The organism is Pandoraea pnomenusa (assembly GCF_000767615.3).
GTDB lineage: Bacteria > Pseudomonadota > Gammaproteobacteria > Burkholderiales > Burkholderiaceae > Pandoraea > Pandoraea pnomenusa.
This window is the reverse complement of the sequence record NZ_CP009553.3, coordinates 1,632,881-1,656,377: the sequence shown is the minus strand read 5'-3', so window position 1 is coordinate 1,656,377 and position 23,497 is coordinate 1,632,881. Positions and strand designations below refer to the sequence as shown.

Sequence of the window (23,497 nt, the reverse complement as noted above, 5' to 3'; positions counted from 1 at the left end):
ATGAAACTCAATCTTCGCACTGCCGTGCCCCTGTTGCTGCTGGCCGCGCTGGCGTTGGTGCCGCTTTACGCGACATACGCCCAGCAACCGTTCTATCTCACCCTGTTCGGGCGCATCGTCGTGTTCGCCATCGCGGCGGTCTCGCTCGACCTGATCCTCGGCTACGGCGGCATGGTGAGCTTCGGCCATGCGTTGTATCTGGGCCTCGGCGCCTATGTGGTGGGGATCCTCAGCTATCACGGCGTGGACAACGGCTTCGTGCATCTCGGCCTCACGCTGCTGCTGTGCGCGATCGTGGGTGCCGTGACCGGCCTGCTGTCGCTGCGCACCACCGGCATCGCATTCATCATGATCACGCTGGCGTTTGCCCAGATGTTCTACTTCCTTGCCGTGAGCCTGAAGCAGTATGGCGGCGACGACGGCCTGCCCGTCTCCGCCGGCAGCCGCTTCGGCAGCGTGACGCTCGACGATCCGGCCGTGCTGTATTACGTCGCGTTCGCCGTGCTGTGCCTGTGCGTGTGGGCCGGTCGCCGCCTCGTCGAGGCCCGCTTCGGCATGGTCATTCGCGGCGCTCGCCAGAACGACCGTCGCATGCGTGCGCTCGGCTATCCGACGCTGCGCTACAAACTCGTGGCTTACATCCTGAGCGCCATGGCCTGCGGCGTGGCCGGCATGCTCTACGCCAATCTCACGCATTTCGTCTCGCCCGCGTACATGGCATGGACCGCCTCCGGCGAGTTGATCGTGATGGTCGTGCTCGGCGGCCTCGGATCGTTCTTCGGTCCGGTGCTCGGCAGCGCGGCCATGCTGCTCATCGAGGAGTGGCTCAAGGGCATGACCGAACACTGGATGATCATCTTCGGGCCGCTGATCGTGGTGGCCGTGCTCGTTTCGCGACGCGGCCTGTACGGCCTGCTCGGCGACCTTCAGGTGCGACTCTCGCGCCGCACCGGCACCGTGGAGGGCAAAGCATGAGCCTGCTTCGCGTGGACCAACTGGTCAAACGATATGGCGGACTGACCGCGACCGATCACTTCTGCCTCGACGTCGCGCCGGGCGAGCTGCACGCCATCATCGGCCCGAACGGCGCCGGCAAGAGCACGCTCATCGGCCAACTGGCGGGCGAGCTGCGCTCCGACGAGGGCAACATTCATTTCGACGGGCGCGACATCACCGCCATGCCCATCGAGCAGCGCGCCCACGCCGGGCTCGCGCGGTCGTACCAGATCACATCGGTGTTCCGGGAATTCACCGCGCTGGAGAATGTGATGGTCGCCGTGCAGGCCATGCAGGGGCACAGCTTCGGCTTCTGGCGTCCGGCCATCGGCGAAGCGTCGCTCGTCGAGCCCGCACGCGAGATCCTGGCGCGCGCCGGGCTCGCGACGCGCATGCACGTGCCGGCCAGCGCCCTGGCCCACGGCGAGCATCGTCAACTGGAACTGGCCATGGCCCTCGCCAGCCACCCGAAGCTGCTGCTGCTCGACGAGCCGATGGCCGGGATGTCGCAAGCCGAATCGGAACAGATGACGCATCTGCTCGCCGAACTCAAGGGCGATTACGCGATCGTGCTCGTGGAGCACGACATGGACGCCGTATTCGCGCTCGCCGACCGCATCACCGTGCTCGTCTACGGACGCGCCATCGCCTGCGGGACCGCTGACGCCATTCGCAACGACGCCGGCGTGCGCGAGGCCTATCTCGGGGATGACACCCGCAACGAAATGCTGGGAGCGACCGCATGAGCACATTGTTGTCTTTGTCCGGCGTCGAGTCGTATTACGGTGCGAGCCAGGCGCTGTTCGGCATGCATCTGGAGATCGAGCGCGGAACGTTCGTCACGCTGCTCGGCCGCAATGGCATGGGCAAGTCCACCACCGTCAAATCGATGACGGGACTTATGCGCCCGGCGCGCGGCGAGATCGTGTTCGACGGCCAGCCCGTGCATGCGAGCCCGTCGCATCGCATTGCACGGGCCGGGATGGGGCTGGTCCCCGAAGGCCGCCAGATATTCCCCACGCTCACCGTTCGCGAGAACCTCGTCGCGACCGCAGGCAATCGCCACGGCGCCAGCTCGCCCTGGACGCTGGAGCGCATCTACGGCCTCTTCCCGCGGCTTCGCGAACGCGAGAAGAACCTCGGCAGCAATCTGTCCGGCGGCGAGCAGCAAATGCTCGCGATCGGCCGCGCATTGATGACGAATCCGAAATTGCTCATTCTCGACGAAGCCACGGAAGGCCTCGCGCCGCTCATTCGGGGTGAAATCTGGCAATGCCTCAAGCAACTCAAAGGCAGCGGACTGTCGATCCTGTGTATCGACAAGAACCTCGCGCCGATGCTTGAGCTCGGCGACCGGCACTACATCGTCGACAAGGGCCGTGTGGCCTGGCAGGGCAACTCGGCGAGCCTGCGTCAGGCGCTGCCCGAGCTGCAGACCTACCTCGGCGTGTGAATGCGTGTGGATGCGTGACAGTGCGCGTGAGCGCGCGCCGCCGTGCGCGCCTCACTTTTTTGCGTACACTCCGCGGCACCCCGCCTGTACGAAGTGCGTAGTATTCGATAGGTGTCAGACGCGAAAATCGGGAGTGTTTTGTGAAAGCACCCAGCAGCAGTGTGTGGTGCAATCGGCTCCGCTTGATTGCCTTAGCAAGCGTTCCGATTTCCAACATTCAGACTCCCGGGCAGGACTATGGCTTACTCAAATACGCCTTCGAATCCCTTCCGCTGGCTGCTCACGCAAGACACCGGTGCGCCACCGCCCACTGAGCCGGCACACGTCAAGAACGGCCTTCCAGCGGATCTTCCGCTCAACATCAAGGAGCTGCCTCGCACGCCGCTACCGAAACTGGAAGTATTCCCCGACGAACTCCTCGCGCTACGCAAGCATCTGGGCATGTCGCGCAACGTGTTCGCGCACTACCTGCGCACGAATCCGCGTACGCTGGAGAACTGGGAGCAGGGTCGCGCACGCCCCAACGCCCAGGCGGCGTGCCTGATTCGACTCGTGCAACAGAATCCGGGCCTGGTTTCGTCCCTCGCGCGACTCTGACGCGCATCTGATGCGGCGTTGTCACGCCGCGAGCGCCTTCGCCCCTCACCCCACGCGCAGTGCCTCCAGGGCGGTATGCCATCGACGACGTCAAGACATCGCGACGTGACGGCATACCGCCCTGTGGCGTTCGGACGATCGACACACGTTCACGGGCACGCGCGGTATTACGGAGTCAGGCCGCACACCTCACGAAGGCAGGCGACGAAGCGCTCGCAAGCGGGGCTTGGCGGCCTGTCGGTGCGCAGCGAATATCCCACGTCGCCGAAGCTGCCCGGCACGGTATCGGCCAACACCCGCAGCAGCCCCGATTCGACGAACGGCTTGGCGGCCGCGCGCGGCATGAGCACGACACGCGGGCTCTCCAGCATCAGGCCGATGTTGGTAAGCATCGAGAGGGATTCAACGACGTCCTCGGGCAACGCCAGTCCGGCGTCATGGAAGAGGCGCTCGGCGGCCAGCCGCGACGGCGACTCGGGCACCGGCAGGACCCACGCGCCTTCGCGCAACTGCGCGAGCGGCACTCGCTCGGGCGCATGGGCCCAATGGCGCTTGCCACCGACCACACAGAGCGATTCATTGAAGAGCACTTCGTGCGTGAGCGCGAACGCGTTGGCCACCGGTAGCGCACGCTCGGGCAAGCGGCCCACGACGATATCGAGGTCGCCGCTCGCGAGTGCCGGGAACAGTTGCGCGGTGGTGGCCTCGCGAACCGTGACCAGCACGCCCGGCGCGCGTCCCTTGAGCATGGCAATGGTGCGAGGCAGCAAATCGGCCGACGCGGAGATCAGCGTGCCCACGATCACGTGACCGCTGGTGCCGGCGCTGAACGCATTGACCTCGTCGGTCAGGTAACGCAGTTCGGCCATCAGCGATTTCACGCGATGGCCGAGCAACTCACCCAGTTCGGTGGGCTGCATGCCGCGATTGCTGCGCACGAACAACGGGCCCTCGAAGCAGGCCTCGAGTTCGTGCACGATCTTGCTCACGGCCGGCTGCGTGAGTCCCGTTTCATTGGCCGCGCGCACGAGCGAGCCCGTCTCGAGCACGCGGTCGAAGACCTGGAGTTGATGGAACTTGAGCTTGCGTCCGAGGTTGAGGGCGGTCCAGGGAAGTGATCGCATTGGCGTCCTGTCAGGCCGCCGCCGCGGAGCCTGTCGGCGTGAGCGGCGAGTGCGGCGCGGGAGCGGGCTCGACCGGCTCCGACGACAGGAACGCCGTCACGAACTCCTCGAGCATGGCGATGTCGGGCAGCGAAGCCGGGTTGACATGATGATTGACGAGGCACCCGTCGAACGTCAGCACCAGGATGTCGACCAGACGCGCGCGTCGCACACTGTCACGAGCCAGGCTCGGGGCGCACGCGGCCAACATGCCCGACAGGCGTTCGCGAAACCACTGCAACAACGCCGGATCGTACGGGTCGCCGGGGCTGACAGTGGCCAACGCCTGGACCAGATTGTGCGAGAAGCCGTTATCGAGCCGCGGCAATTGCACCAGCGTGCCGGCCAGCAGCGTGCGCATGCGGGCATGGGCCCCGTGTGCGGCCAGAACGTCCGCCTCTATCGCGATGACGCGCGCCTTGAACCATTTTTCGTAAACACAGAAGAAGACTTGCAGCTTCGCCGTGAAGTAGCTGTAGATGTTCGCGTGCGAAATACCTGCGCGCTTGGCAATCTGCACCATCGTGGTGTCGACATACCCCTTTTCCAGAAATAGGGCCTGCGACGCCTCCAGAATGGCCTGACGAATGTCTTCTTTCTTGACTTGTGGCATGTGTGAGCCTGCACGGATAGGCCGGGCACCTTGATCGAAATTTCTCAACGTCCACTGAAGCGCATACCGAACGTCAGCGCGCACAGTATGCCAGCGCAAAAGCCCCTTGCGGCGAAAACTAAGCGCAAACACTCCCCCGGACTTTCCCGGTGTTTAAACGCATTCGACGTGAATTGCGATGACAGACATCGCGTATTACGCCGTCTTGCCGCGCAATGTGCGCATGAGCGCCGGACGACCGACGAGGCGTCCGGACCGTGAAACCGCCGCCCCGAGATACTTCAAAATTGAACTGTTTCGATGTCATGTTTCTCGCCGCGGACATGAGCGCGCTGCGGGCCGGCTTCGCACATGCGTTCGTATATTTCAACGAATACGGAATTGACGATTCCCCTCGCATCGAATGTCGCGCTGTCGCGCGTCGCTACCTACATCACACCTCCGCCGTTTGCCGACAGCGCGATGTCGGTGCATTCCTACATTAATTCGGACTACATCGCATACCTTGCATGTGAGCGTTCGGCGTTGCGTCTGCCCTATCGCGCGCACCGGCCGGAAACGCCCGCCCTGCGGCGCGTCCCAGGGCGATTACAAACGCTTACAAGATCCGGCGATCCAAATTTCGCAACTTGCGTCCAACATGGGTCGGCAAGCGATGCTGGTCGGATGACGTTGGCGGCGCGGTGCTCGATGGCTGCGTCGACGGCCCAGCCGAATCGCCCTTGCTTTTTCGAATCCATGATGACGACGAGTGGGACGAACACCGCTCTCGCAAGGAGGTCATGATGCGAACGAATGCTGAGAACCGCGCCCCATTCACCGCCAGGACGGTGGCGGCCATAGGACTGGCGGCCCTGATGCTGGCGACGGCGGGCTGCGCATACCAGGCGCCGCCCCAGCCACGCCTGCCCTATCGAGGTAACGAACCGACGAATCCGGCGTACCAGCCCAATTGCGGACCGCCGCCGTATGCGCCGGGCTCGGCGTGCAGCCCGTATGCCGCACCGCCTCCGCCGGTTGCCCCGGGCACCGACGCCTACGGGCGCCCCTACCCGCCGACGGATGCTTCGGGCAGGCCGTACGCGTCCGATGCCCAGGGCCGTCCGTATCCGCCACCGCCCCCGCCCCCGGCCTACCAGGAATCGAATCCGGCAGGCGGCGCGGGCGCACCGGAGCCGGGGTCGGCCACCGCGCACTGACGGGTCCGTCGATGTGCGTCGAACGACATCGATGCGCCGTCCCCGGCGGGATCGTCGAGCACCGCTTTCATCAAACGGCAGGCCGCCCGGACACGACGACCTGCGAATACCCGGGGGCCTCGCCCCTTTGAAGGAGCCATGCGTCATGAAAACCACACAACGATGGATCTCGCACCTCTCGCATTTTTCCCGTAAGGCGGCCCCGGTGCTCGTGGGCGCCGCGCTCGTCGGCACGCTGGCCGGCTGCGGCGGCATGACGCCGCGCGAGTCGCGTAACACCGCGGTTGGCGCCGGCGTCGGCGCGCTGGGTGGTGCGCTTATCTCCGGCGGCGACCTCGGCACCACCGTGGGCGGCGCCGTCGTGGGCGGTGTGATCGGTAACGTCATCACGAACGATCGTCGCCGCTACTGACGGCTGACGGGCCGTTCCCGGGCGGCAGCGTGCTCGCCGGGCGAGCCACGCGCCGCCGTCATTGCTCAAGCCATAAGGAGAAGTGCGACATGACATCCCAAGTGACACTCCGCCAACGATCGCTTCGAACGCTGTCCGCGCGTCGGCTCGGTCGCCGCACGCTCGCGGCAGCCGCCCTGTGTGTCGGCGCGGCGGCACTCACGCTCGCCGCCGTGCCGGGCTATGCACAGCAGGCGCGCGCCCCGATCAACGGCGTGGTACCGACCACCCCGGTGCCACCGCCCCCGCCGGCTGCGGCACCAGGGGCACAAGGCCCTGACTATGGCGACGCGGCCGATCAGAACGCCGCATTGGGGCTCTATTTGCAGCGCTCGTTCGACGTGATCGACGCGAACCACGACGGCAAGATCGATCGCAATGAATGGGCCGCCTACCAGCGCAATCAGTTGCAGGCACGCCGCGCAACCTTCGAGCGCTACTTCAGGGCGGCCGACAAGGACGGCGACGGCTATCTGAGCCGCGACGAAACGGCGGCCGCCGAGCCCTTCCTCTACCAGCATTTCGACCAGATCGACGTGAATCACGACGGCAAACTCTCCCCGGCGGAGATTCGTGCGTTCTTCCGCCGTTACTACCACGAACGGGAGCAGGCCGACGCAGCGACGACCAAACCCTGAGCGCGCGCCCGGGCTCGCAAGCCCCTGCAAGCGAAAGGGAGCGAAGGGGTTGGCGAAAAGCAAAACGCCACGGCAAGCCGTGGCGTTTTGTACTTGCAGCCCCGGGGCCGCGACAACGAGTCACTGCCCCTCGATGGCGGCGCGGCCTGTTGCTGCCGCGTACCGCCCCCACCCATTACACGTGGAAGAACTCAGCGATGATCGCCGCGCCGAGGAACGTCCCGGCGTTGGCCAGGAACGACACGACCACGATACGCCAGCCGAGGCGACGGAACGCGGGAACGTCCTTGGCAACCGACAGACCGGCGTAGGTCAGCATCGGCGTGACGAGGGCCAGGAAGTTGATCTTGCCCGTGAACTGTTCGACCACTGGCGCGAAGGGGAACGCGGGCGAGGTCAGGAACATCGCGATCAGCGACACCCAGCATACGGCCGGCACCTTGCGGCGCGTGACGAAATACAACGCTTCGCCGACGATCACGGCGCAGATGATGATCAACATGCCCGGCACGCCGTCGAGGAACGGCGTCTTGAAGGCCATGCTGTTGCCCACGAGCGCCAGTGCGCCCGAGAACACCCACGCGAACAGACGCGCACCGAAATTCATTTCGACGGTGTGCGCAGTGCTGGCCTGCTTGAGTTCCTTGGCGGCTTCGGCGTCGGCCACGGCAGCGGCTTCCGCGTTGGCGCGACCGCGCTTGCTGATACGGCCGAGCACCGGCTCCATCACGCGGTAGCCCCACACGGCGAGCGGCAGCGAGATGAACAACGTGAAGTACGTGCCAATGGTCGTCGTGATCAGGTTCGACGCCGCCGCGAACGTGGCGACTTCCTTCGCGACTTCCGGCGTTTGTTGCGCGGCGATGGCGCCGGCTGCGGCCGCCATCATCGAGCCCGAGCCCACGCCGGCGCCCATGGCAAGCGAGTGCGGATGGAACAGGTTCAGGCTGGCGACGAAGCCGGCGAACAGCGAAATGAACACGGCGCCGAAAACCGTGCCGGTCAGGTACTCGGCCAGCACGCCGCGGCCTTCGGGCGAATCGAAGCCGTACTTTTCACCGATGATGGCCAGGCTCGGCTCGCGGCCGACCGAGAAGGTCGCACCGATCGCTTCGCGCTTGATACCGAGCATGAGCGCGACCGGCAGGCCCAGAATGATCGTGCCCACGAAGTGGCCGAACTCCTGGAACACCAGCGCCCAGCCGGCAGCCACGAGCTTGGGCAGCGAACCGCCCACGAGCAGGCCGAGCTTCGCCACGAACAGCAGCAGTGCCGGTTGCAAAATGGCGGCCGCCTTGTGCTGCAACGGCAGGTCGATCTGCGCGAAGCGCGGCAACCGCGCCTGTGCCAGACCCAGCGCCGCGCCGAGCAACAACGCCCAGACCATCGGCAACAACACGATCTTGCCGTGACCGGCGCTGATGCTGATCGCCCCGATCAGCTCCGCGATCACGAGGATCACGATAGCCCATACGTACAGGCGCACGCCATCGCTGAAGGCGCCCCCTTGCGGCTTTGCCGCGTTTTGTTCCATGACTGCCATCTGGGTCTCCACTGCACTTGCTATTGAACCGGTCCGGTGCCGTCCGGTTGCCCGGAAGATGCGCGAACATTTCGGTGGTTAAGGAAATTCGGCGCGCCGCTCACCGGGTTGCGAAACCCGGCGAACGCACCCCACGGCGCCATTCGGCACTGCGGCACTGCGCATCAACAACCACGCCTTACCCAATGCGCTCGCCATATTGGCGCGCCTCGGTGACAGCAACAGCGTTCCGCGCCGAACCACCCGAGGGCGGCATTATACGCGGTCAAAATCACCGTTCCGGCCGCTTGTCCCGCGGGCTGAAACGGCCGCATGCCGGACGGGGCCTCACGACCGATGTCCGGCACACTTCCAACATTTCTCACACCTTTACGATGCATCCGCGAACGCGGAACGCACGATGACAGCCCATTTGCGTGGGAATCAGACGTAACCGAACGGCGTGGCCGGATTCGCGGCCGTCTCGACCCACACGCTCTTCGTCTGCGTGTACTCATACAACGCTTCCACACCGCTCGAGCGGCCATAGCCGCTGTGGTGGTATCCGCCGAACGGCGAGGCGACGTTGATCGTCTTGTAGCCATTGATCCAGAACGTACCGGCGTTGACCTGCGATGCGACACGGTGCGCACGGGCCACGTCCTGCGTCCAGACGGCGCCGGCCAGGCCGAATTCGCTGTCGTTGGCGATCGCGAGCGCTTCCTCTTCGGTGTCGAACGGAATGGCCACCACCACCGGGCCGAAGATCTCGGTGCGCGCCACACCCATCGCGTTGTTCGCATCGGCCAGCACGGTCGGGCGCACGAAGAAGCCGCCGTCGCCGCGCTGCTGCGACCCGGCCGCCAGACGCGCTCCGCCCGCGACGCCCGCGTCGATCATGTTCATCACGTGCTGATACTGCGTTCGGTTGCAGATCGGGCCGACTTCGGTGGCATCGTCGAGCGGCTCGCCCACGCGGATCTGCTCCGCGCCGCGCGCCAGCATCTCGATCATGCGGTCGTACACGCCGCGCTGCACCAGCAAACGCGAACCGGCCACGCAGCTCTGGCCCGCACTGGAGAAGATGGCGGCCTGCGCGCCCAGGCAGGCGCGCTTCAGATCGGCGTCGTCGAAAACGATGTTCGCCGACTTGCCGCCCAACTCGAGCACGCTCGGCAACAGGCGTTGCGCGGCGGCCGCGGCAATCTTGCTGCCGGTCGCGGGCGAACCGACGAACACGACCTTCTTGACCACCGGATGCGAGATCGCGGCCTGCCCCGTGGTGTGACCGAAGCCTGCCAGCACGTTGATGAGCCCGCGCGGCACGCCGGCTTGCTCGGCCAGCGCCGCCACGACGAGCGAGCTCGCCGGGGTGAGTTCCGACGGCTTGAGCAGCACGCCGTTGCCCATGGCGATGGCGGGCGCGAGCTGCCAGCCGCAAGTAAACACGGGCGCGTTCCAGGGGGTGATCTGCAGCACCACGCCCATGGCTTCACGGCGCGTGTAGTTCAGGTGCGTGCTCGGCACCGGGATCACGTCGCCGAAGAATTTGTCGGTCCAGCCGGCGTAGTACTCGAACATCTCGGCTACCTTGCCGACCTCGCCGCGGCAATCGCGGATCGGCTTGCCCGCGCCGATCGATTCGAGCTGGGCGAGCGCCTCCGCGTTCTCGCGAATCTTTGCACCGACGGCCTGCATCACGCGACCGCGCGCGGCATGCGTGAGCGCCCACCAGGTCTTTTGCGCGGCCTGCGCGGCATCGGCCGCCTGCGCGACGACCGCGGCACCGGCGTCGCGATAGGCCAGCACTTTCTGCCCGCTGGCCGGGTTCACGATATCGATGTCGGCGTCGCCCGCGCCTTCGACGAGTTCACCGTTGACGTACGAGCCGATGGTGGTGGCGTTGGGAAAGAATTTGTGGAATGCGCCGAGCAACGCGGCGGCTTGTTGGTCTGCCATGAGAAAACTCCGTGCGATGCACCTCGCGGCGCATCGTCCTATGCAAAACTGAAGAGATCGAAAATCGGCCGTGACGATTCACGTCACCGCGCCCGCTTCAAAACAGCCGGCCCCGGCCGACGCTCACGCCCGTCCCGGCTCGATGAACTGCACGATACGGTTGAAGTCCTCGTCGTCGCCCACCGTCGCGGCACTCGCCGCCCAGAGGCGGCCGACCTCGGCCGACAACGGCCCGGTCGCGAGCGTCCCCGCCTGCTCCGCGAGGGCCATCGCCAGACGCACGTCCTTGCGCATGAGCTTCATCGTGAAGCCCGAGTCGAAGGCGTCGTTGAGGATCCACGTCGGATAGTTGGTTTGCGTCACACCGCTGCGGCCCGAGCCAGCGTTCAGCCCCTCGAGCACTTGTTCGGGCGCGACGCCGGCAGCGGTTGCCAGGCGCATGGCTTCACCGGCCACGATCAGATGCGCCGCGCACATCAGGTTGTTGATGAGCTTGGTCACGTGGCCCGCGCCCACATCGCCGATGTGCACACGCTTGGCCGACATCGCCGCGAGCACCGGCTCGATACGTGCGACGTCCTCGGCCGCGCCGCCCAGCACCATCGTGAGCGCGCCGTTGAGCGCCCCCTTCGGTCCGCCCGACACCGGTGCGTCGACCAGCGCGATGCCCTTCTCGCGCAGCGTGACGGCCAGCGCCCGGGTGCTCTGCGGATCGGCGGTCGAGGTGTCGATCACCACCAGCCCTTCGCGGCCGTTCGCGGCGATGCCGTCGGCGCCGTTGACCACGGCCTCGACCACTTGCGAGGTCGGCAGCGACAGCACGAGCGCGTCGGCTTCGCGTGCGAGTTCGGCCACCGACCCGCGCAGGCCGATGCCGGCGTCGGCCAATGCCGCGCCCGCGGCCGGCGACGGGTCGAAGCCGAGCACCGTGAAACCGCCGCGCTGCAACGACAGCGCCATGCCGCGTCCCATGTTGCCCAGTCCGACCACTCCGATGATTTTCATGTTGACTCCAAATTGACTGCGAGGATGACGCCACCCCCACGGGCGACGTCGCGTGCTTCGCGCGCCGCCCTGCGACGGCCCACGTCAGGACATGTCCTGGGAATACTTCAATGCGGGTGGTTCACGAACTCCAGCACGACGTTGCCCGCGAATTCGGGCTCCACGACCAGACCGTGCTCGTTGTAGCCGTATGGCACGCCGTGCTCGCGCCACATCGCCTCGATGCGCGCCAGATCGGGGGCGAGCAACGTGATCGCCACCGCATGCGTGCGTGTGCCCTGCGCCATCGGCAGGCCCACCGCGGCATAGCGCGCCTCGGCGCGTTGCGGCGACATCGCGAGCAGTTGGCCACAGCCGGTGTCGGCCACCGCGCCCCCGTCGTACAGATCCACATGACGCGCGCCGTAGAGGCGCTGCCAGCGCGTGGCGAGCTGACGCAGCGCCGTCGCGTCCGGCGTCACGTACGTGATGCCGACAATGGCGCTCACGCCGTTCGGGTGGCGCTGCCACTCGGGCACCCAGATCAGTTCGGGGCGATGCTGGTGGCAAATGAAATTGGAGGCGTCGCCGAGCGTGTCGTCGAGGAACAAGCCCAGCGAGACGACCGCTTCGTCGGGCGTGCCGTCCGGCTTGCGCATGGCACGGCGGAAGTCGATGATGCCCTGCGTCTCGAGCCCGGCCTGGGCGAGACGCGACTGATCCGCCCGGGCGTCCTTGCTGTGCAGTGCCACGAGCGAGACGCCCTCCTCCCGGGCGAGAAAGCTTCCGAGATAGCGTCCGAAACAGAAGTCGCCCACCGCGTTCGTGCCGAACTTCGCGGGATCGTCCACGCCGATCAGTTCGATGAAGTTGTCCGCGAACATCATGAGCGAGGTGACCGTGCCCCACGGGTGATACGACACCGGCGACGGCGAGAAACCAAGTCGCGCGTAGTGCGCGAGGCGTCTCGGGTGGTCGTGAACGGTGACCAGCGGATGATCGATGCCGAATCGCGTGTTTCGCGGAAGAATCATCGGGGTCTCCTGTGGAATCGTTCGTGGGTCCCGCGCCGCTCATGCATCGCGGCGCATGCCATCTGGCGCGGAATCGGGCCGCCGTCGCCCGGCCTCGCCTGGGTTCGGGGCCGGGCGATGGGGCCGATCCGCATGTTTTGCAGTGTGGATTGAAAAAAAAACGACGCTCAATGACAACGCTTGAAGATTTTTGTTCTAAAAATTAGTCTTTAGGCTATGACACCCGCCATCAACGAGAGCCGTCTGGCCTATTTGTACGAAGCCGTCCAGTGCGGCACGGTACGTGCCGCCGCCGACCGGCTCGACATCGCCCCGTCCGCCGTGAGTCGCCAGATCGCCCTGCTCGAGGCCGAACTGTCGCTACCGCTCATCGAACGCCACAAGCGCGGCGTGCATCTCACGCAGGCGGGCCGCCTGCTCATGGAGTACTACCGGGAGCAACGCGCCCACCAGGAGGACTTGCTTGCCAAGCTGCAGGAAGTGCGCGGACTTCGGCGCGGGCATATTCGACTGGCCGTTGGCGAGGGGTTTGTCAGCGATCTGATGGGCCCGCCGCTGCAGTATTTCTGCAGGCGCTACCCGGACATCACGCTCACCCTCGATCTGGCCGGCACCAACGAAGTGATGCGCCTGGTTGCCGAGGACGACGCGGATATCGGGCTCGTCTACAACCCGCCGGCGGAGCCCAAGATCGTTTCCCGGGCGCAGTTGCGCCAACCCGTGCACGCCATCGTCGCGCCCGATTCGCCGCTCGTCGCACGCGCGGCCCAGGCGGGCGCCTTGCGTCTGGACGAGCTCTACGACGTGCCGCTCGCACTCATGCACGGGGCCTACGGCACCCGCCAGATGATGGAAATGGCCGAGCAGTCCGAAAAGCGCCGGCTCTCGCCCGCGGTCACCACCAACTCGATTTCCGTGCTCAAGCACTTCGTTCGCGCCGGATTGGGCGCGACGTTCCTGCCCGCGTTCGCGGTGTCGCAGGAGATCGAAGCCGGCATTCTGAGTGCGCTGCCGATCGATCACCCGATCCTCAATCGCGCCGAGGCGCATCTCGTCACCCGCGCGGGCCGCCGGCTTTCCGGGGCGGCCAATCGGCTGCTCACGCATCTGGCAAGCAAGATGGAAGCCTTCGGCGCGCCGGATTGAGGCGCCTGCGGGCCACGCGGGCGACCGCCCGGCAAGCCGATACGGCGCCGCGCCGATGCCGACGGCCTTGTCGGCCGTTGCACTGACGGCGGTTTCGGTTGCTGGCACGCAACAATCCGGCGACTAAGCCTTTACCCGATGTTGCAGGCGTGAGAATTCAGCTATAAAGAAGCCATCCGGGCGTCGCGCGCAAAGTTATCTCGCAGTACAAGACATCGATCATCTTGGCGCGCCTCGCCAGCCGATTCCGGTCGCCGGACGGCCCCTGCGTGTCACGTGAGCGTCATTCCGACGGCGCGTGGCAGCACGCCGAAGACGGCCTCACGCCAGTGGACTGCCATGAAAACGATCTCTGACGACCAGAGCGTGCCGGCATCACTCGCAACCGCCCGCACGCTCCCGTGCGGCGCCCGTTGCCCAGGCGTTTCCGCTTGCCGATTTCTCGTCACTCGTAACGAAAATTCAGGCTTTCCCGAGCGTCTCCTGCCTCGCCCCGAAACGGGCGATGGACGACGACGACGGGCATAACCACGCGAGAAAGGTGCGGGGCAAAACGCAACCTGGGGAACAGACCATGAAAAAGAAGCTCATCGCAGCCAGCCTGCTGTGCGGCATCGGCTCGTTCGCGCACGCACAGTCGAGCGTGCAACTTTACGGCCGCGTCGATGGCGGCTTCCAGTTCATGAACAACCTGCAGGACGGCAACGGCGGCACGACGTCGCGCTGGAGCGCTCAGGGCGGCGACTTCGGCACCAGCCTGTTCGGGCTGCGCGGATATGAAGATCTCGGGCAGGGATTGCATGCGGTATTCAATCTGGAAGGCGGCTTCCAGTTGATGAACGGCTACAACAACAACGGTTCCGGCTCGATCTTCGATCGGCGTGCCCTGGTCGGCTTCAATTCCCGCTCGTGGGGTCAGCTCACGCTCGGCCGCAACCTGTTCATCAGCAATGGCGTCTGGGATTTCGATCCCTTCCAGCAGCAGGCCTTCTCGTCGGCATCGCTCGTGCGCGGACGCAACTGGCCGCAAGCGAGCAATACCGTCAATTACCAGAGTCCGAACTGGTACGGATTCGATATCGCCGGCCAATACGCATTCTCGAATATCGCCGGACAGTTCAACAACGGGCGTGGCATGGGCGCCCAGTTGACCTACACGCACGATCGTTTCCAGTTGCGCGCGTTGTATGACGAAATTCGCGACACCAACGGGCGATTCACGGACGTGTTCGCCACCTCGCGCGAGTATTTCGCGGGAGCGAATGTCTTCCTGAATCGCTTCACGATCTCGCTGGGCTACACACACATGTCGGCGCCTGACGCCCCCGCCCCCGATTTCGCCACGCGCGCCGATCACTACTGGGCCGGGGTGAAATGGCAGGCGACGGCCGTGTGGGCGGCCAATGCGGCGGTCTACCACGTGAACGTGCCGGGCGGTTTCGGACACGCGACAATGTTCGAGCTCGGCACCACGTACAACCTGTCCAAACGCACGTTCCTGTATGGCACCGTCGCCTACGTGAAGAACAGCGCCAACCAAAGCTTCTCGGTCGCCGCCATTCCGAGCGACTCGCTCGACAACCCGCCGCCAGGCAAGAGCCAGACCGGCGCCTACATCGGGGTGTCGCACTCGTTCTGAGCGCATGCGGCGCTGTTGACTTGCGCGTCGCCGGGCAACGGGTGCCAGCGCCCGTCGTCCGCGCCCACGGTGCCGTCCACCATGAAAAAACCCGCCGCGCCCTTTCAGGCGCGACGGGTTTTTCGTCGCTCGTTCAGACCGCATCGCGGCCTCTCGCGCTGTCCTACGCCACCGGCTTGCGCTTGGGCTTGAGGTCGGTGCTGTCGATTTCCTCGAGGACATCGCGGAACTCCGCAATGTCTTCGAAGCTGCGATACACGGAGGCAAAGCGGATATAGGCGATCTTGTCGAGGCGCTTGAGTTCGCGCATGACCAGTTCGCCGATACGCTGGCTCATCACTTCGCGCTCCGCGCCGGCCAGCAGCTTGTATTCGATGCGCGCAATCGCGGCATCCATCGCTTCGGCACTCACGGGGCGTTTGCGAATCGCCAGTTGCATACTCGCACGCACCTTCGCGCGATCGTACTCGGCCCGGCTGCCGTCTTTCTTGACGACCGCGGGCATGGCAAGTTCGACACGCTCGTACGTGGTGAATCGCTTGTCGCACGACGGGCATTTCCGGCGTCGCCGAATGGCGGCGCCGTCTTCCGCTTCACGCGAGTCGATGACCTGCGTGTCGTCGTGCCGGCAGAACGGGCAGCGCATGCGTGCGACGCCGTCGGCTTAGCCGTAGACCGGGAAGCGCTTGGTCAACTCGGCGACCTTGGCGCGGACCGTGGCCAGCGTTTCGGCGTTTTCCGGGTTGTCCAGCACGTCGGCGATCAGGTTGCCGACCAGCTCGGCTTCAGCTTCCTTGAAGCCACGCGTGGTCATGGCCGGCGAGCCCAGACGCACGCCGCTCGTCACGAACGGCTTTTCCGGATCGTTCGGAATGGCGTTCTTGTTGACGGTGATGTGCGCTTCACCCAGCGCGGCTTCGGCAGCCTTGCCGGTGATGTTCTTGGCGCGCAGGTCGACCAGCATCACGTGCGATTCGGTCTTGCCCGACACGATGCGCAGGCCACGCTTGACCAGCGTCTCGGCCAGCACGCGTGCGTTCTTCACGACTTGTTCCTGATACGCCTTGAATTCCGGCGTGGCGGCTTCCTTGAACGCGACGGCCTTGCCGGCGATCACGTGCATGAGCGGGCCACCCTGGATTCCCGGGAAGATCGCCGAATTGATGGCCTTCTCGAACTCGGCCTTCATCAGGATCACACCGCCGCGTGGGCCGCGCAGGCTCTTGTGCGTGGTGGTCGTCACGAAATCGGCGTGCGGCACGGGGTTCGGGTACACGCCCGCGGCGATCAGGCCGGCATAGTGCGCCATGTCGACCATGAAATAGGCGCCGACCGACTTGGCGATGCGCGCCATGCGCTCGAAGTCGATCTTCAGGGCGAAGGCCGATGCGCCCGCCACGATCATCTTCGGCTTGTGTTGCTGCGCGAGTTTCTCGGCAGCGTCGTAATCGATGTCTTCGTTCTCGTTCAGGCCGTAGCTCACCACGTTGAACCACTTGCCCGACATGTTGACCGGCGAGCCGTGCGTGAGGTGACCGCCGTGGGCGAGGCTCATGCCCATGATCGTGTCGCCCGGCTTGAGCATGGCGAAGTACACGCCCTGGTTGGCCTGCGAGCCGGAGTTCGGCTGCACGTTCGCGGCCTCGGCACCGAACAGCGCCTTCACCCGATCGATCGCCAGTTGTTCGACCACGTCGACATACTCGCAACCACCGTAATAGCGCTTGCCCGGATAACCTTCCGCATACTTGTTGGTCAGTTGCGAGCCCTGCGCTTCCATCACGGCCGGGCTGGTGTAGTTTTCCGACGCGATCAGCTCGATGTGGTCTTCCTGACGCTGGTTTTCCTTCTGAATCGCGGCCCACACGTCGGGATCGACGGCGGCAACGGTGGATTTCGATTTGTCGAACATGGCGGTTCCGTTGAATTGAACAGGTTTTCCGGGAGGGGATGGTGCAGCGCGCCTTCCTTTGTGCTTCGGAAGACGATAGACAGGGCAGCACCAACCATCACGGCTGCCCAGGCGAACGGCAAATAAGACCCCGGCGCTTCCCGGTGGGTTGATCCACCTCGGGCGCACAAGGCTGTGCACCCTAATCGCCAGTCACGCGGGGTTTGTGGCGTCAATAGTTTATGCGAGCTTGCGGCGTTAGGCAACCGGCTCGGAAACCCGCACCGCCACCTTGCAGAACGCCCCGTGACGCAACGGCGACAGCGCTGGCGCGGTGCCGCACAGACAGGCGATTTCAATGCTTCCGCCGCCAGACATGCCAATGATGGAAACCTTACGGCCCGGCGCCGACATGGTGTCGCGAAGGCCACACGGCATTCGACCGGCGTACCAACGAGGGGGAACCGGTCGCCGAGCCCGCCGTCATGCAAGGCCGGTCGTGCGCGCCGCGGGGGCCAGCGCGAGGAACAGCGCCTGCTGCGCGCTGATGGCGGCCGCCCGCGTCGGGTACAGACGCGCCCAGGCACGGGCCGTCAGCTCTCCACCCAGGTGCCTCAGCACCTCGCCGCGTCTGGCCATCACATGGTCGACCAACGCGTCGGCATCGCGCGTATCGTCCCCGTGCCCGGCCAGCGCCTGCGCCTCGCGGGCAAGCTGACAGGCATCGGCCGCCCACGGCCGTATCGTCGCCGCATCGATGCGGCCAAGACGAAACGCCATTTCCGCCGCCACCGCTCGCACACCGTCCGGCTGTCTCAATTCGTCGCGAATCGTCTTCTCGTGAGCGTGCGGCACGAACCCCGCCAACCGACGCACAAACGGGGTGCCGACAGCGTTGCATGACACGCGCGTCCGATCGACCCATGGTGGCGCGGCACCGTCCATGCGCTGCGGTGGGGCATCGATATCGTTCAAGGCGTCCGCGCACAGGCAAGCCCCGAATTCCACCGTCATCACGTGCGGCAGATCGTTCTGATCCCGCCAGATCCCCACGTTCTCCATGGCCGCATCGCACAGCGTCCGGTTGTCCAGCCAAAGGGCGGCGAGGTACTGGCGCTCGAGTTCACATTGATAGATGTCGGGCAGCATGGCGCAGCGTTGCGTGCGCCACCGGTTGGCGTCGTCACCGGGCTGGCCTTCCCCAAGGCGATCGAATGCCCTCGCCGCACCCTGAGCGCGAGGCGCAGCGCCATCGACGACGCGGCTCGCGGCATCGCTCTCGAGCCAACGGCCAAGGCTCGAGTAACCGGGCAGATACGGCGTTGCCAGAAAGACACGCGTCGCATCAAGCGTGCCGTCGTATGCCGCCGCACAGCCCCGAACCAGGATCGCTGTCGGCGTCACCAGCCCCAACGCACCGAAGAGCCTGGACGCGAACCAGGCCAGCGACGCCTGCCGGGCATCCGGATACGCCCTGACGACGAACCGGGACGCGTCCGCGTGCGGGCCGAGCCGCATCTGCACCGCAGCCGGTTCCGGTGCCGCCTCGTGAACACGCTGCGCCGCGCCGAAATCATGGGGTCCGATGCCCGGCAGCGGCACATCGCAGCCGTCGCATCCCGCAACGGCCCCAAGACGGCCGAAAGTCGTCATCGTGGCCGGCAGCGCCAGCGCCGCCGCGATGCCGCCGGGCGCGCCCGGACCGGATGCCGGGGATGCCTGGGGTGTCGTCGGCGCCGGTTTGGCCGCTGCCGCTTGCGCGCCTGACAAATAGCCGTGGATATCCATGACGACCCTCCTTCGTCGTATGGCGAGGCCCCGGCACGCAGTGCGCGGGCCGGCCGACCCGTTCGAGATCGGCCGATGTTGCTGCGGCAGTGCGCGGCCAGCTTTCGAAAATGAGGCAACATCGGACAATTCCGCCGCACGTGATAGGCTCGTCCCATGTCTACGCTTGCCCGCATTCTTGTCAGCAGCTGCCTGCTCGGCCATCCGGTTCGCTATCACGGACGCAGCGCGTCTTGCGAATCCGAAGCCGCCGCCTTTCTCGAGCGCTGGCATGCCGAAGGTCGCATCGTCCCGGTCTGTCCGGAAGTCGCGGGCGGCCTGCCCACGCCGCGGCCGCCCGCCGAAATCGAAGGCGCCGCCGGTGGCGACGCCGTCTGGCTCCAGCGCGCACGCGTGATCGACGATACCGGCGCCGACGTGAGCGCTGCCTTTCTCGACGGCGCACGGCAGGCACTCGCATTGGCGCTGTGTCATGGCGTACGCATTGCCGTCCTCAAGGAGGACAGCCCGTCGTGCGGCAGCACGTCGATCTACGACGGCAGCTTCACGGGCGGGAAGGTGCGGGAAGCGGGCGTGACGGCGGCCTGGTTACGACGCCACGGTGTCGAGGTGTTCAGCGAATACACGCTCGCCGAGGCGGATGCGAGACTGCGCGCCATCGACGAGCGCCGATAGCAGGCCGATAGCGCGCAGACAGCGCGGCGATATGGCGACGCCCCAAGCGCCGCCTGGCGTGCGTCGTTACAACTCGATCTTCGTGCCGAGCACCGCAAGGAACTGGGCGATCCAGGCCGGATGAGCCGGCCAGGCCGGCGCAGTCACAAGTTTGCCGTCGGTGTGCGCTTCATCAATGCCGATCTCCATGTACTTCCCGCCGGCCAGGCGCACTTCCGGCGCACACGCGGGGTAGGCCGAACACTCCCGTCCTTCGATCACGCCGGCCGCCGCCAGGAGTTGTGCGCCGTGGCAGATCGCGGCAATGGGCTTGTCGTTCTGCGCAAAATGCTTCACCGCCTCGAGCACCGCATCGTTCAGGCGCAGGTATTCGGGGGCGCGTCCGCCGGGAATGACCAGCGCGTCGAAGTCGGCTGGCGACAGGCCGTCGAACGTGGCGTTGAGGGTGAAGTCGTGGCCGCGCTTCTCGCTGTAGGTCTGATCGCCCTCGAAATCGTGAATCGCAGTGCGCACCTTGTCGCCCGCCTTCTTGCCGGGGCAGACCACCTCCACCCGATGGCCCACGGCCATCAGCGCCTGCACCGGCACCATCAGTTCGTAGTCTTCGACGTAGTCGCCCGCGAGTACCAAAATCCGCTTCTTGCCCATGTGACGCTCCATTCAGAGAAAAGAGGGAGGGGAAACCGCCCTTCCATGTTACTCAATTCCGGTGACGTCTCCGGGACGGCCGCGAGCCCGGGCCACCGGCGCGCCGATCGCGTTCGGCCGCGCCGCGGCCATCGCGGCCTCATGGTGGCCCCATCATGGCCCCATTTCGGCCCCGTCGCGCCCCATCCCTGGCGTATTACGAACACCCTTCGGACGAAAAAAAACCGCGTGCCGAGGCACGCGGTATCAAGTCGGCGCAAAACGCCGTCGGTCAAGCGGTTGCCCGGCGGCGCCTCGCTCGAGGAGACGCCGCGCGAGCCGGACTCGTCAATAGGTTTCGAGATGCAGACGCCCTTCCGTCTTCATCCGCTGCCACAGCGCCTGCCAGTCGAGACCGGCCTCGCCCGCGATGGTCTGCAGCACTTGCAGCACGCCATCCTCCATGCCCTTCAGGCCGCACACGTAGATATAAGTGTGGTCGTGCCGGAGCAACGCTGCCACGTCGGTCGCGCGCTCGCGCATGGCGTCCTGCACGTAGCGCTTGGGCTGCCCCGGCGTGCGCGAGAACGCGAGGTTCGTGTCGATGAAATCCTTCGGCAGATTGAGCAGCGGACCGAAGTACGGGAGCTCGCCCTGCGTGCGCGCGCCGAAGAACAGCATCAGCTTGCCCGTCGCGCCTTTCAGGCGCCGACGGCGACGATACTCGGTCATGGCGCGCATGGGCGCCGCCCCCGTGCCGGTGCAGATCATCAACAGATGCGAATCGGCGTGATTCGGCATGAGGAACGTGCTGCCGAACGGGCCCATCACGTTCACCACGTCGCCCTTCTTCAGATCGCACAGATAGTTCGAGCACACCCCGCCGACCGCCTGATCGTGATGGTCCTTCGTGACGCGTTTGACCGTCAGCGCCAGGTTGTTGTAACCGGGTCGCTCGCCGTCGCGCGGCGACGCGATCGAGTACTGCCGTGCGTGATGCGCGCGCCCGTCGGCGGTAGTGCCCGGCGGGATGATGCCGATCGACTGTCCCTCAAGCACCGGGAACGGTTGCTTGCCGAAGTCCAGCACGATGTGATGAATGTCGCTCTCGGCGCTCGTGTCGGTCAGACGGTAGTTGCCGACCACGGTGGCCTGCACCGGCGCCTTGTGGTTGTAGAGGTTGACGTACGGCTTTGCCGCCGACCACGGCGGCACGACCGAACCGCGTACGAGATCCGAGCCACCGATGACCGGTTCCGGCGCGTCCGACGGATTGACGCCCGCCGGGGCGGATGCGGCCTCGCCGATCGATCCCTGGCCGGCAATGGCGTCGTCCTGCACCGGAAGTTCGTCCCAGGTGAGCTGATCGTCGATGGAATAGGCTTCGGCCCTGAGCACGTCGCGCCAGTTGTCGATCGCCCCCGTCGGGCACGGCGAGATACACGCCATGCATCCATTGCACGTGTCCGCGCGCACGACATAGTTGTTGTCGTCGTGCGTGATCGCGTCGATCGGACACGTCTCCTCGCAGGTGTTGCAGCGAATGCAGATCTCCGGATCGATCAGATGCTGCTTAAGAACTTCGACCGGAACGGGGCCGTTCATGATGCTGTCTCCTTGTGGGGAATGCGCCTGGGGGGCTGCATGGCCCCCCGCGTCATCAGTTGAAGCGCACGTACTCGAAGTCGATCGGCTGGCGGTTGATGCCGATCGGGGGCGGCGCGATCCAGTTCGCGAACTTGCCCGGCTCGGTCACGCGGCCCATGAGCGACGCGACGTAGGCACGGTCTTCCGACGACGGCAGCCACTCGCGCTCGTGCGCGGCCCATTCGGTCTCGCTCACCACACGACCGTCCGGCGACACGCGCACCCCCGCGAACGTGCCGATCTGGCGGTTGAACGCCTTGTGGGGCACGGTCAGGCGAAAATCGATGCCGGCCTTCTCCAGCACCTTGTTCCAGCGGTTCACGCCCGCGACCGAGTCCTTGATGTAGTCATCGCGCAGCACTTCGTTCATCGCGTTGAGCATCGGCACTTCGCGCTCCACGAGCCGGCCGTTGTCCACGTCCAGCAGGCGATACATCTGGCCATTGAGCTGGTGGTCGTCGTCGCGCTTGCTTTCCTCGTAACGCCCCTTGAGACCCGAGCTGTAGAAGATGGCGGCGTTCGACGACTGGTCCGCGCCGAACAGGTCGATCGTCACGGAATAGTGGAAGTTGATGTAGCGCTGAATGGTCGGCAGATCGATCACGCCTGCCGCGCGCAGCTTCGCCACATCGTCGGTCTTCAGTTCGTTCATCACCTGCGCGGTACGGGCGATGACGCGCGACACGCCCGACTCGCCCACGAACATGTGGTGCGCTTCTTCGGTGAGCATGAACTTCGTGGTGCGCGCGAGCGGGTCGAAACCCGACTCGGCCAGCGCCGAGAGCTGGAACTTGCCGTCGCGATCCGTGAAGTACGTGAACATGTAGAACGACAGCCAGTCCGGCGTTTTCTCGTTGAACGCGCCCAGAATACGCGGATTGTCCTCGTCGCCCGAGCGGCGGCCGAGCAGCGCTTCGGCTTCCTCGCGGCCGTCGCGGCCAAAGTAGCGATGCAGCAGATAGACCATCGCCCACAGGTGGCGGCCCTCTTCCACGTTCACCTGGAACAGGTTGCGCAGGTCGTACATCGAGGGCGCCGTGAGTCCGAGGTGACGCTGTTGCTCGACCGACGCCGGCTCCGTATCGCCCTGCGTCACGATGATGCGGCGCAGGTTCGCGCGATGCTCGCCCGGCACTTCCTGCCACGCGGCCTCGCCCTTGTGCTCGCCGAAATGGATCTTGCGATCGGCCTCGCCCGGCGTGAGGAAGATACCCCAGCGATAGTCCGGCATCTTCACATGATCGAAGTGCGCCCAGCCGCCCGGATCGACGCTCACCGCCGTGCGCAGATAGACGTCAAATCCATGCGAGCCTTCCGGGCCCATGTCGCCCCACCAGGACAAAAAATTCGGTTGCCACTGTTCGAGCGCGCGCTGGAGCGTGCGGTCATCCGACAGGTTGACGTTGTTGGGGATCTTCTCGCTGTAGTTGATCGAAGCCATCGTGGGAATCCTCGTGTCTCGTGCGTATTCTGTG

21 protein-coding genes, 1 pseudogene and 1 riboswitch are annotated in these 23,497 nt (G+C 65.6%); of the genes and pseudogenes, 10 read left to right on the top strand and 12 right to left on the bottom strand.

The window, feature by feature from the left end; translation table 11 throughout:
* The 4 genes from LV28_RS31605 (at window position 1) to LV28_RS31590 (ending at window position 3,046) form a co-directional block, all read left to right on the top strand.
* Window positions 1-975: a branched-chain amino acid ABC transporter permease gene (locus LV28_RS31605; protein WP_024788711.1), complete on the top strand. Its 975-nt coding sequence runs from the start codon at window positions 1-3 to the stop codon at window positions 973-975.
* The gene (locus LV28_RS31600; RefSeq protein WP_038618242.1) at window positions 972-1,742 is read left to right on the top strand and encodes an ABC transporter ATP-binding protein; all 771 of its coding nucleotides are present in this window, start codon (window positions 972-974) and stop codon (window positions 1,740-1,742) included. The genes LV28_RS31605 and LV28_RS31600 overlap by 4 nt, the downstream gene beginning before the upstream one ends.
* Window positions 1,739-2,449 carry an ABC transporter ATP-binding protein gene (locus LV28_RS31595; protein ID WP_038618244.1) on the top strand — a complete coding sequence of 237 codons (711 nt, stop codon included), beginning with the start codon at window positions 1,739-1,741 and terminating at the stop codon, window positions 2,447-2,449. Before LV28_RS31600 ends, LV28_RS31595 begins: the two co-directional genes overlap by 4 nt.
* Window positions 2,450-2,686: 237 nt before the next feature.
* Window positions 2,687-3,046: a helix-turn-helix domain-containing protein gene (locus tag LV28_RS31590; protein WP_023595066.1), complete on the top strand. Its 360-nt coding sequence runs from the start codon at window positions 2,687-2,689 to the stop codon at window positions 3,044-3,046.
* A gap of 167 nt (window positions 3,047-3,213) precedes the next feature.
* Here the strand turns inward: LV28_RS31590 and LV28_RS31585 are convergent, their stop codons facing one another.
* Window positions 3,214-4,170: a LysR substrate-binding domain-containing protein gene (locus LV28_RS31585; protein ID WP_023871861.1), complete on the bottom strand. Its 957-nt coding sequence runs from the start codon at window positions 4,168-4,170 to the stop codon at window positions 3,214-3,216.
* A gap of 10 nt (window positions 4,171-4,180) precedes the next feature.
* Window positions 4,181-4,822 (bottom strand): TetR/AcrR family transcriptional regulator, encoded by a 642-nt coding sequence (locus LV28_RS31580; protein ID WP_048806408.1) that lies wholly within the window; start codon window positions 4,820-4,822, stop codon window positions 4,181-4,183.
* A 785-nt stretch (window positions 4,823-5,607) separates the two neighbouring features.
* Between LV28_RS31580 and LV28_RS48680 the strand changes: the two genes are divergently transcribed.
* From LV28_RS48680 to LV28_RS31565, 3 genes are all read left to right on the top strand, one after another.
* On the top strand, window positions 5,608-6,021 hold the full coding sequence (locus LV28_RS48680) for a hypothetical protein (RefSeq protein WP_145929469.1): 414 nt from the start codon (window positions 5,608-5,610) through the stop codon (window positions 6,019-6,021).
* Between the two features lie 145 nt (window positions 6,022-6,166).
* A complete protein-coding gene (locus LV28_RS31570) occupies window positions 6,167-6,433 on the top strand; it encodes a YMGG-like glycine zipper-containing protein (protein WP_025250512.1) in 267 nt (88 codons plus the stop codon).
* Between the two features lie 89 nt (window positions 6,434-6,522).
* Complete coding sequence (locus LV28_RS31565; protein ID WP_051610670.1) at window positions 6,523-7,110, top strand: EF-hand domain-containing protein; 588 nt, start codon at window positions 6,523-6,525, stop codon at window positions 7,108-7,110.
* Between the two features lie 175 nt (window positions 7,111-7,285).
* On the opposite strand, the gene LV28_RS31560 is transcribed toward LV28_RS31565, so the two are convergent.
* From LV28_RS31560 to LV28_RS31545, 4 genes and pseudogenes are all read right to left on the bottom strand, one after another.
* A complete protein-coding gene (locus tag LV28_RS31560; protein WP_023595059.1) occupies window positions 7,286-8,653 on the bottom strand; it encodes a DUF3100 domain-containing protein in 1,368 nt (455 codons plus the stop codon).
* A 423-nt stretch (window positions 8,654-9,076) separates the two neighbouring features.
* A complete protein-coding gene (locus LV28_RS31555; RefSeq protein ID WP_038618247.1) occupies window positions 9,077-10,591 on the bottom strand; it encodes an aldehyde dehydrogenase family protein in 1,515 nt (504 codons plus the stop codon).
* 123 nt (window positions 10,592-10,714) lie between these two features.
* Window positions 10,715-11,647: pseudogene (locus LV28_RS31550) on the bottom strand (NAD(P)-dependent oxidoreductase); the annotation flags it as partial.
* A gap of 56 nt (window positions 11,648-11,703) precedes the next feature.
* The gene (locus LV28_RS31545) at window positions 11,704-12,609 is read right to left on the bottom strand and encodes a VOC family protein (RefSeq protein WP_038618250.1); all 906 of its coding nucleotides are present in this window, start codon (window positions 12,607-12,609) and stop codon (window positions 11,704-11,706) included.
* A gap of 216 nt (window positions 12,610-12,825) precedes the next feature.
* Here LV28_RS31545 and LV28_RS31540 point away from each other — a divergent pair, with 216 nt between their 5' ends.
* Both LV28_RS31540 and LV28_RS31535 read left to right on the top strand, forming a co-directional pair.
* Window positions 12,826-13,755, top strand: a complete 930-nt coding sequence (locus LV28_RS31540; RefSeq protein WP_023595055.1) for a LysR family transcriptional regulator — start codon at window positions 12,826-12,828, stop codon at window positions 13,753-13,755.
* A gap of 574 nt (window positions 13,756-14,329) precedes the next feature.
* Complete coding sequence (locus LV28_RS31535) at window positions 14,330-15,394, top strand: porin (RefSeq protein ID WP_023871869.1); 1,065 nt, start codon at window positions 14,330-14,332, stop codon at window positions 15,392-15,394.
* A gap of 163 nt (window positions 15,395-15,557) precedes the next feature.
* Here LV28_RS31535 and nrdR read toward each other — a convergent pair whose 3' ends face one another.
* From nrdR to LV28_RS31515, 3 genes are all read right to left on the bottom strand, one after another.
* Window positions 15,558-16,040: a transcriptional regulator NrdR gene (nrdR, locus tag LV28_RS31530; protein WP_023595053.1), complete on the bottom strand. Its 483-nt coding sequence runs from the start codon at window positions 16,038-16,040 to the stop codon at window positions 15,558-15,560.
* Between the two features lie 18 nt (window positions 16,041-16,058).
* Window positions 16,059-17,306: a serine hydroxymethyltransferase gene (glyA, locus tag LV28_RS31525; protein ID WP_023595052.1), complete on the bottom strand. Its 1,248-nt coding sequence runs from the start codon at window positions 17,304-17,306 to the stop codon at window positions 16,059-16,061.
* A 98-nt stretch (window positions 17,307-17,404) separates the two neighbouring features.
* Window positions 17,405-17,512: riboswitch (ZMP/ZTP riboswitch) on the bottom strand.
* A 256-nt stretch (window positions 17,513-17,768) separates the two neighbouring features.
* On the bottom strand, window positions 17,769-19,073 hold the full coding sequence (locus tag LV28_RS31515) for a hypothetical protein (RefSeq protein ID WP_023871870.1): 1,305 nt from the start codon (window positions 19,071-19,073) through the stop codon (window positions 17,769-17,771).
* Between the two features lie 156 nt (window positions 19,074-19,229).
* On the opposite strand from LV28_RS31515, the gene LV28_RS31510 reads away from it, so the two are divergent.
* On the top strand, window positions 19,230-19,748 hold the full coding sequence (locus LV28_RS31510) for a 2-thiouracil desulfurase family protein (protein ID WP_038618257.1): 519 nt from the start codon (window positions 19,230-19,232) through the stop codon (window positions 19,746-19,748).
* Between the two features lie 66 nt (window positions 19,749-19,814).
* Here the strand turns inward: LV28_RS31510 and LV28_RS31505 are convergent, their stop codons facing one another.
* From LV28_RS31505 to boxB, 3 genes are all read right to left on the bottom strand, one after another.
* Window positions 19,815-20,396: a DJ-1/PfpI family protein gene (locus LV28_RS31505; RefSeq protein ID WP_023595048.1), complete on the bottom strand. Its 582-nt coding sequence runs from the start codon at window positions 20,394-20,396 to the stop codon at window positions 19,815-19,817.
* Window positions 20,397-20,723: 327 nt separating this feature from the next.
* A complete protein-coding gene (boxA, locus tag LV28_RS31500; protein WP_023595047.1) occupies window positions 20,724-21,980 on the bottom strand; it encodes a benzoyl-CoA 2,3-epoxidase subunit BoxA in 1,257 nt (418 codons plus the stop codon).
* Between the two features lie 55 nt (window positions 21,981-22,035).
* Window positions 22,036-23,463: a benzoyl-CoA 2,3-epoxidase subunit BoxB gene (boxB, locus tag LV28_RS31495; RefSeq protein ID WP_023595046.1), complete on the bottom strand. Its 1,428-nt coding sequence runs from the start codon at window positions 23,461-23,463 to the stop codon at window positions 22,036-22,038.
* Between the last annotated feature and the right edge of the window lie 34 nt (window positions 23,464-23,497).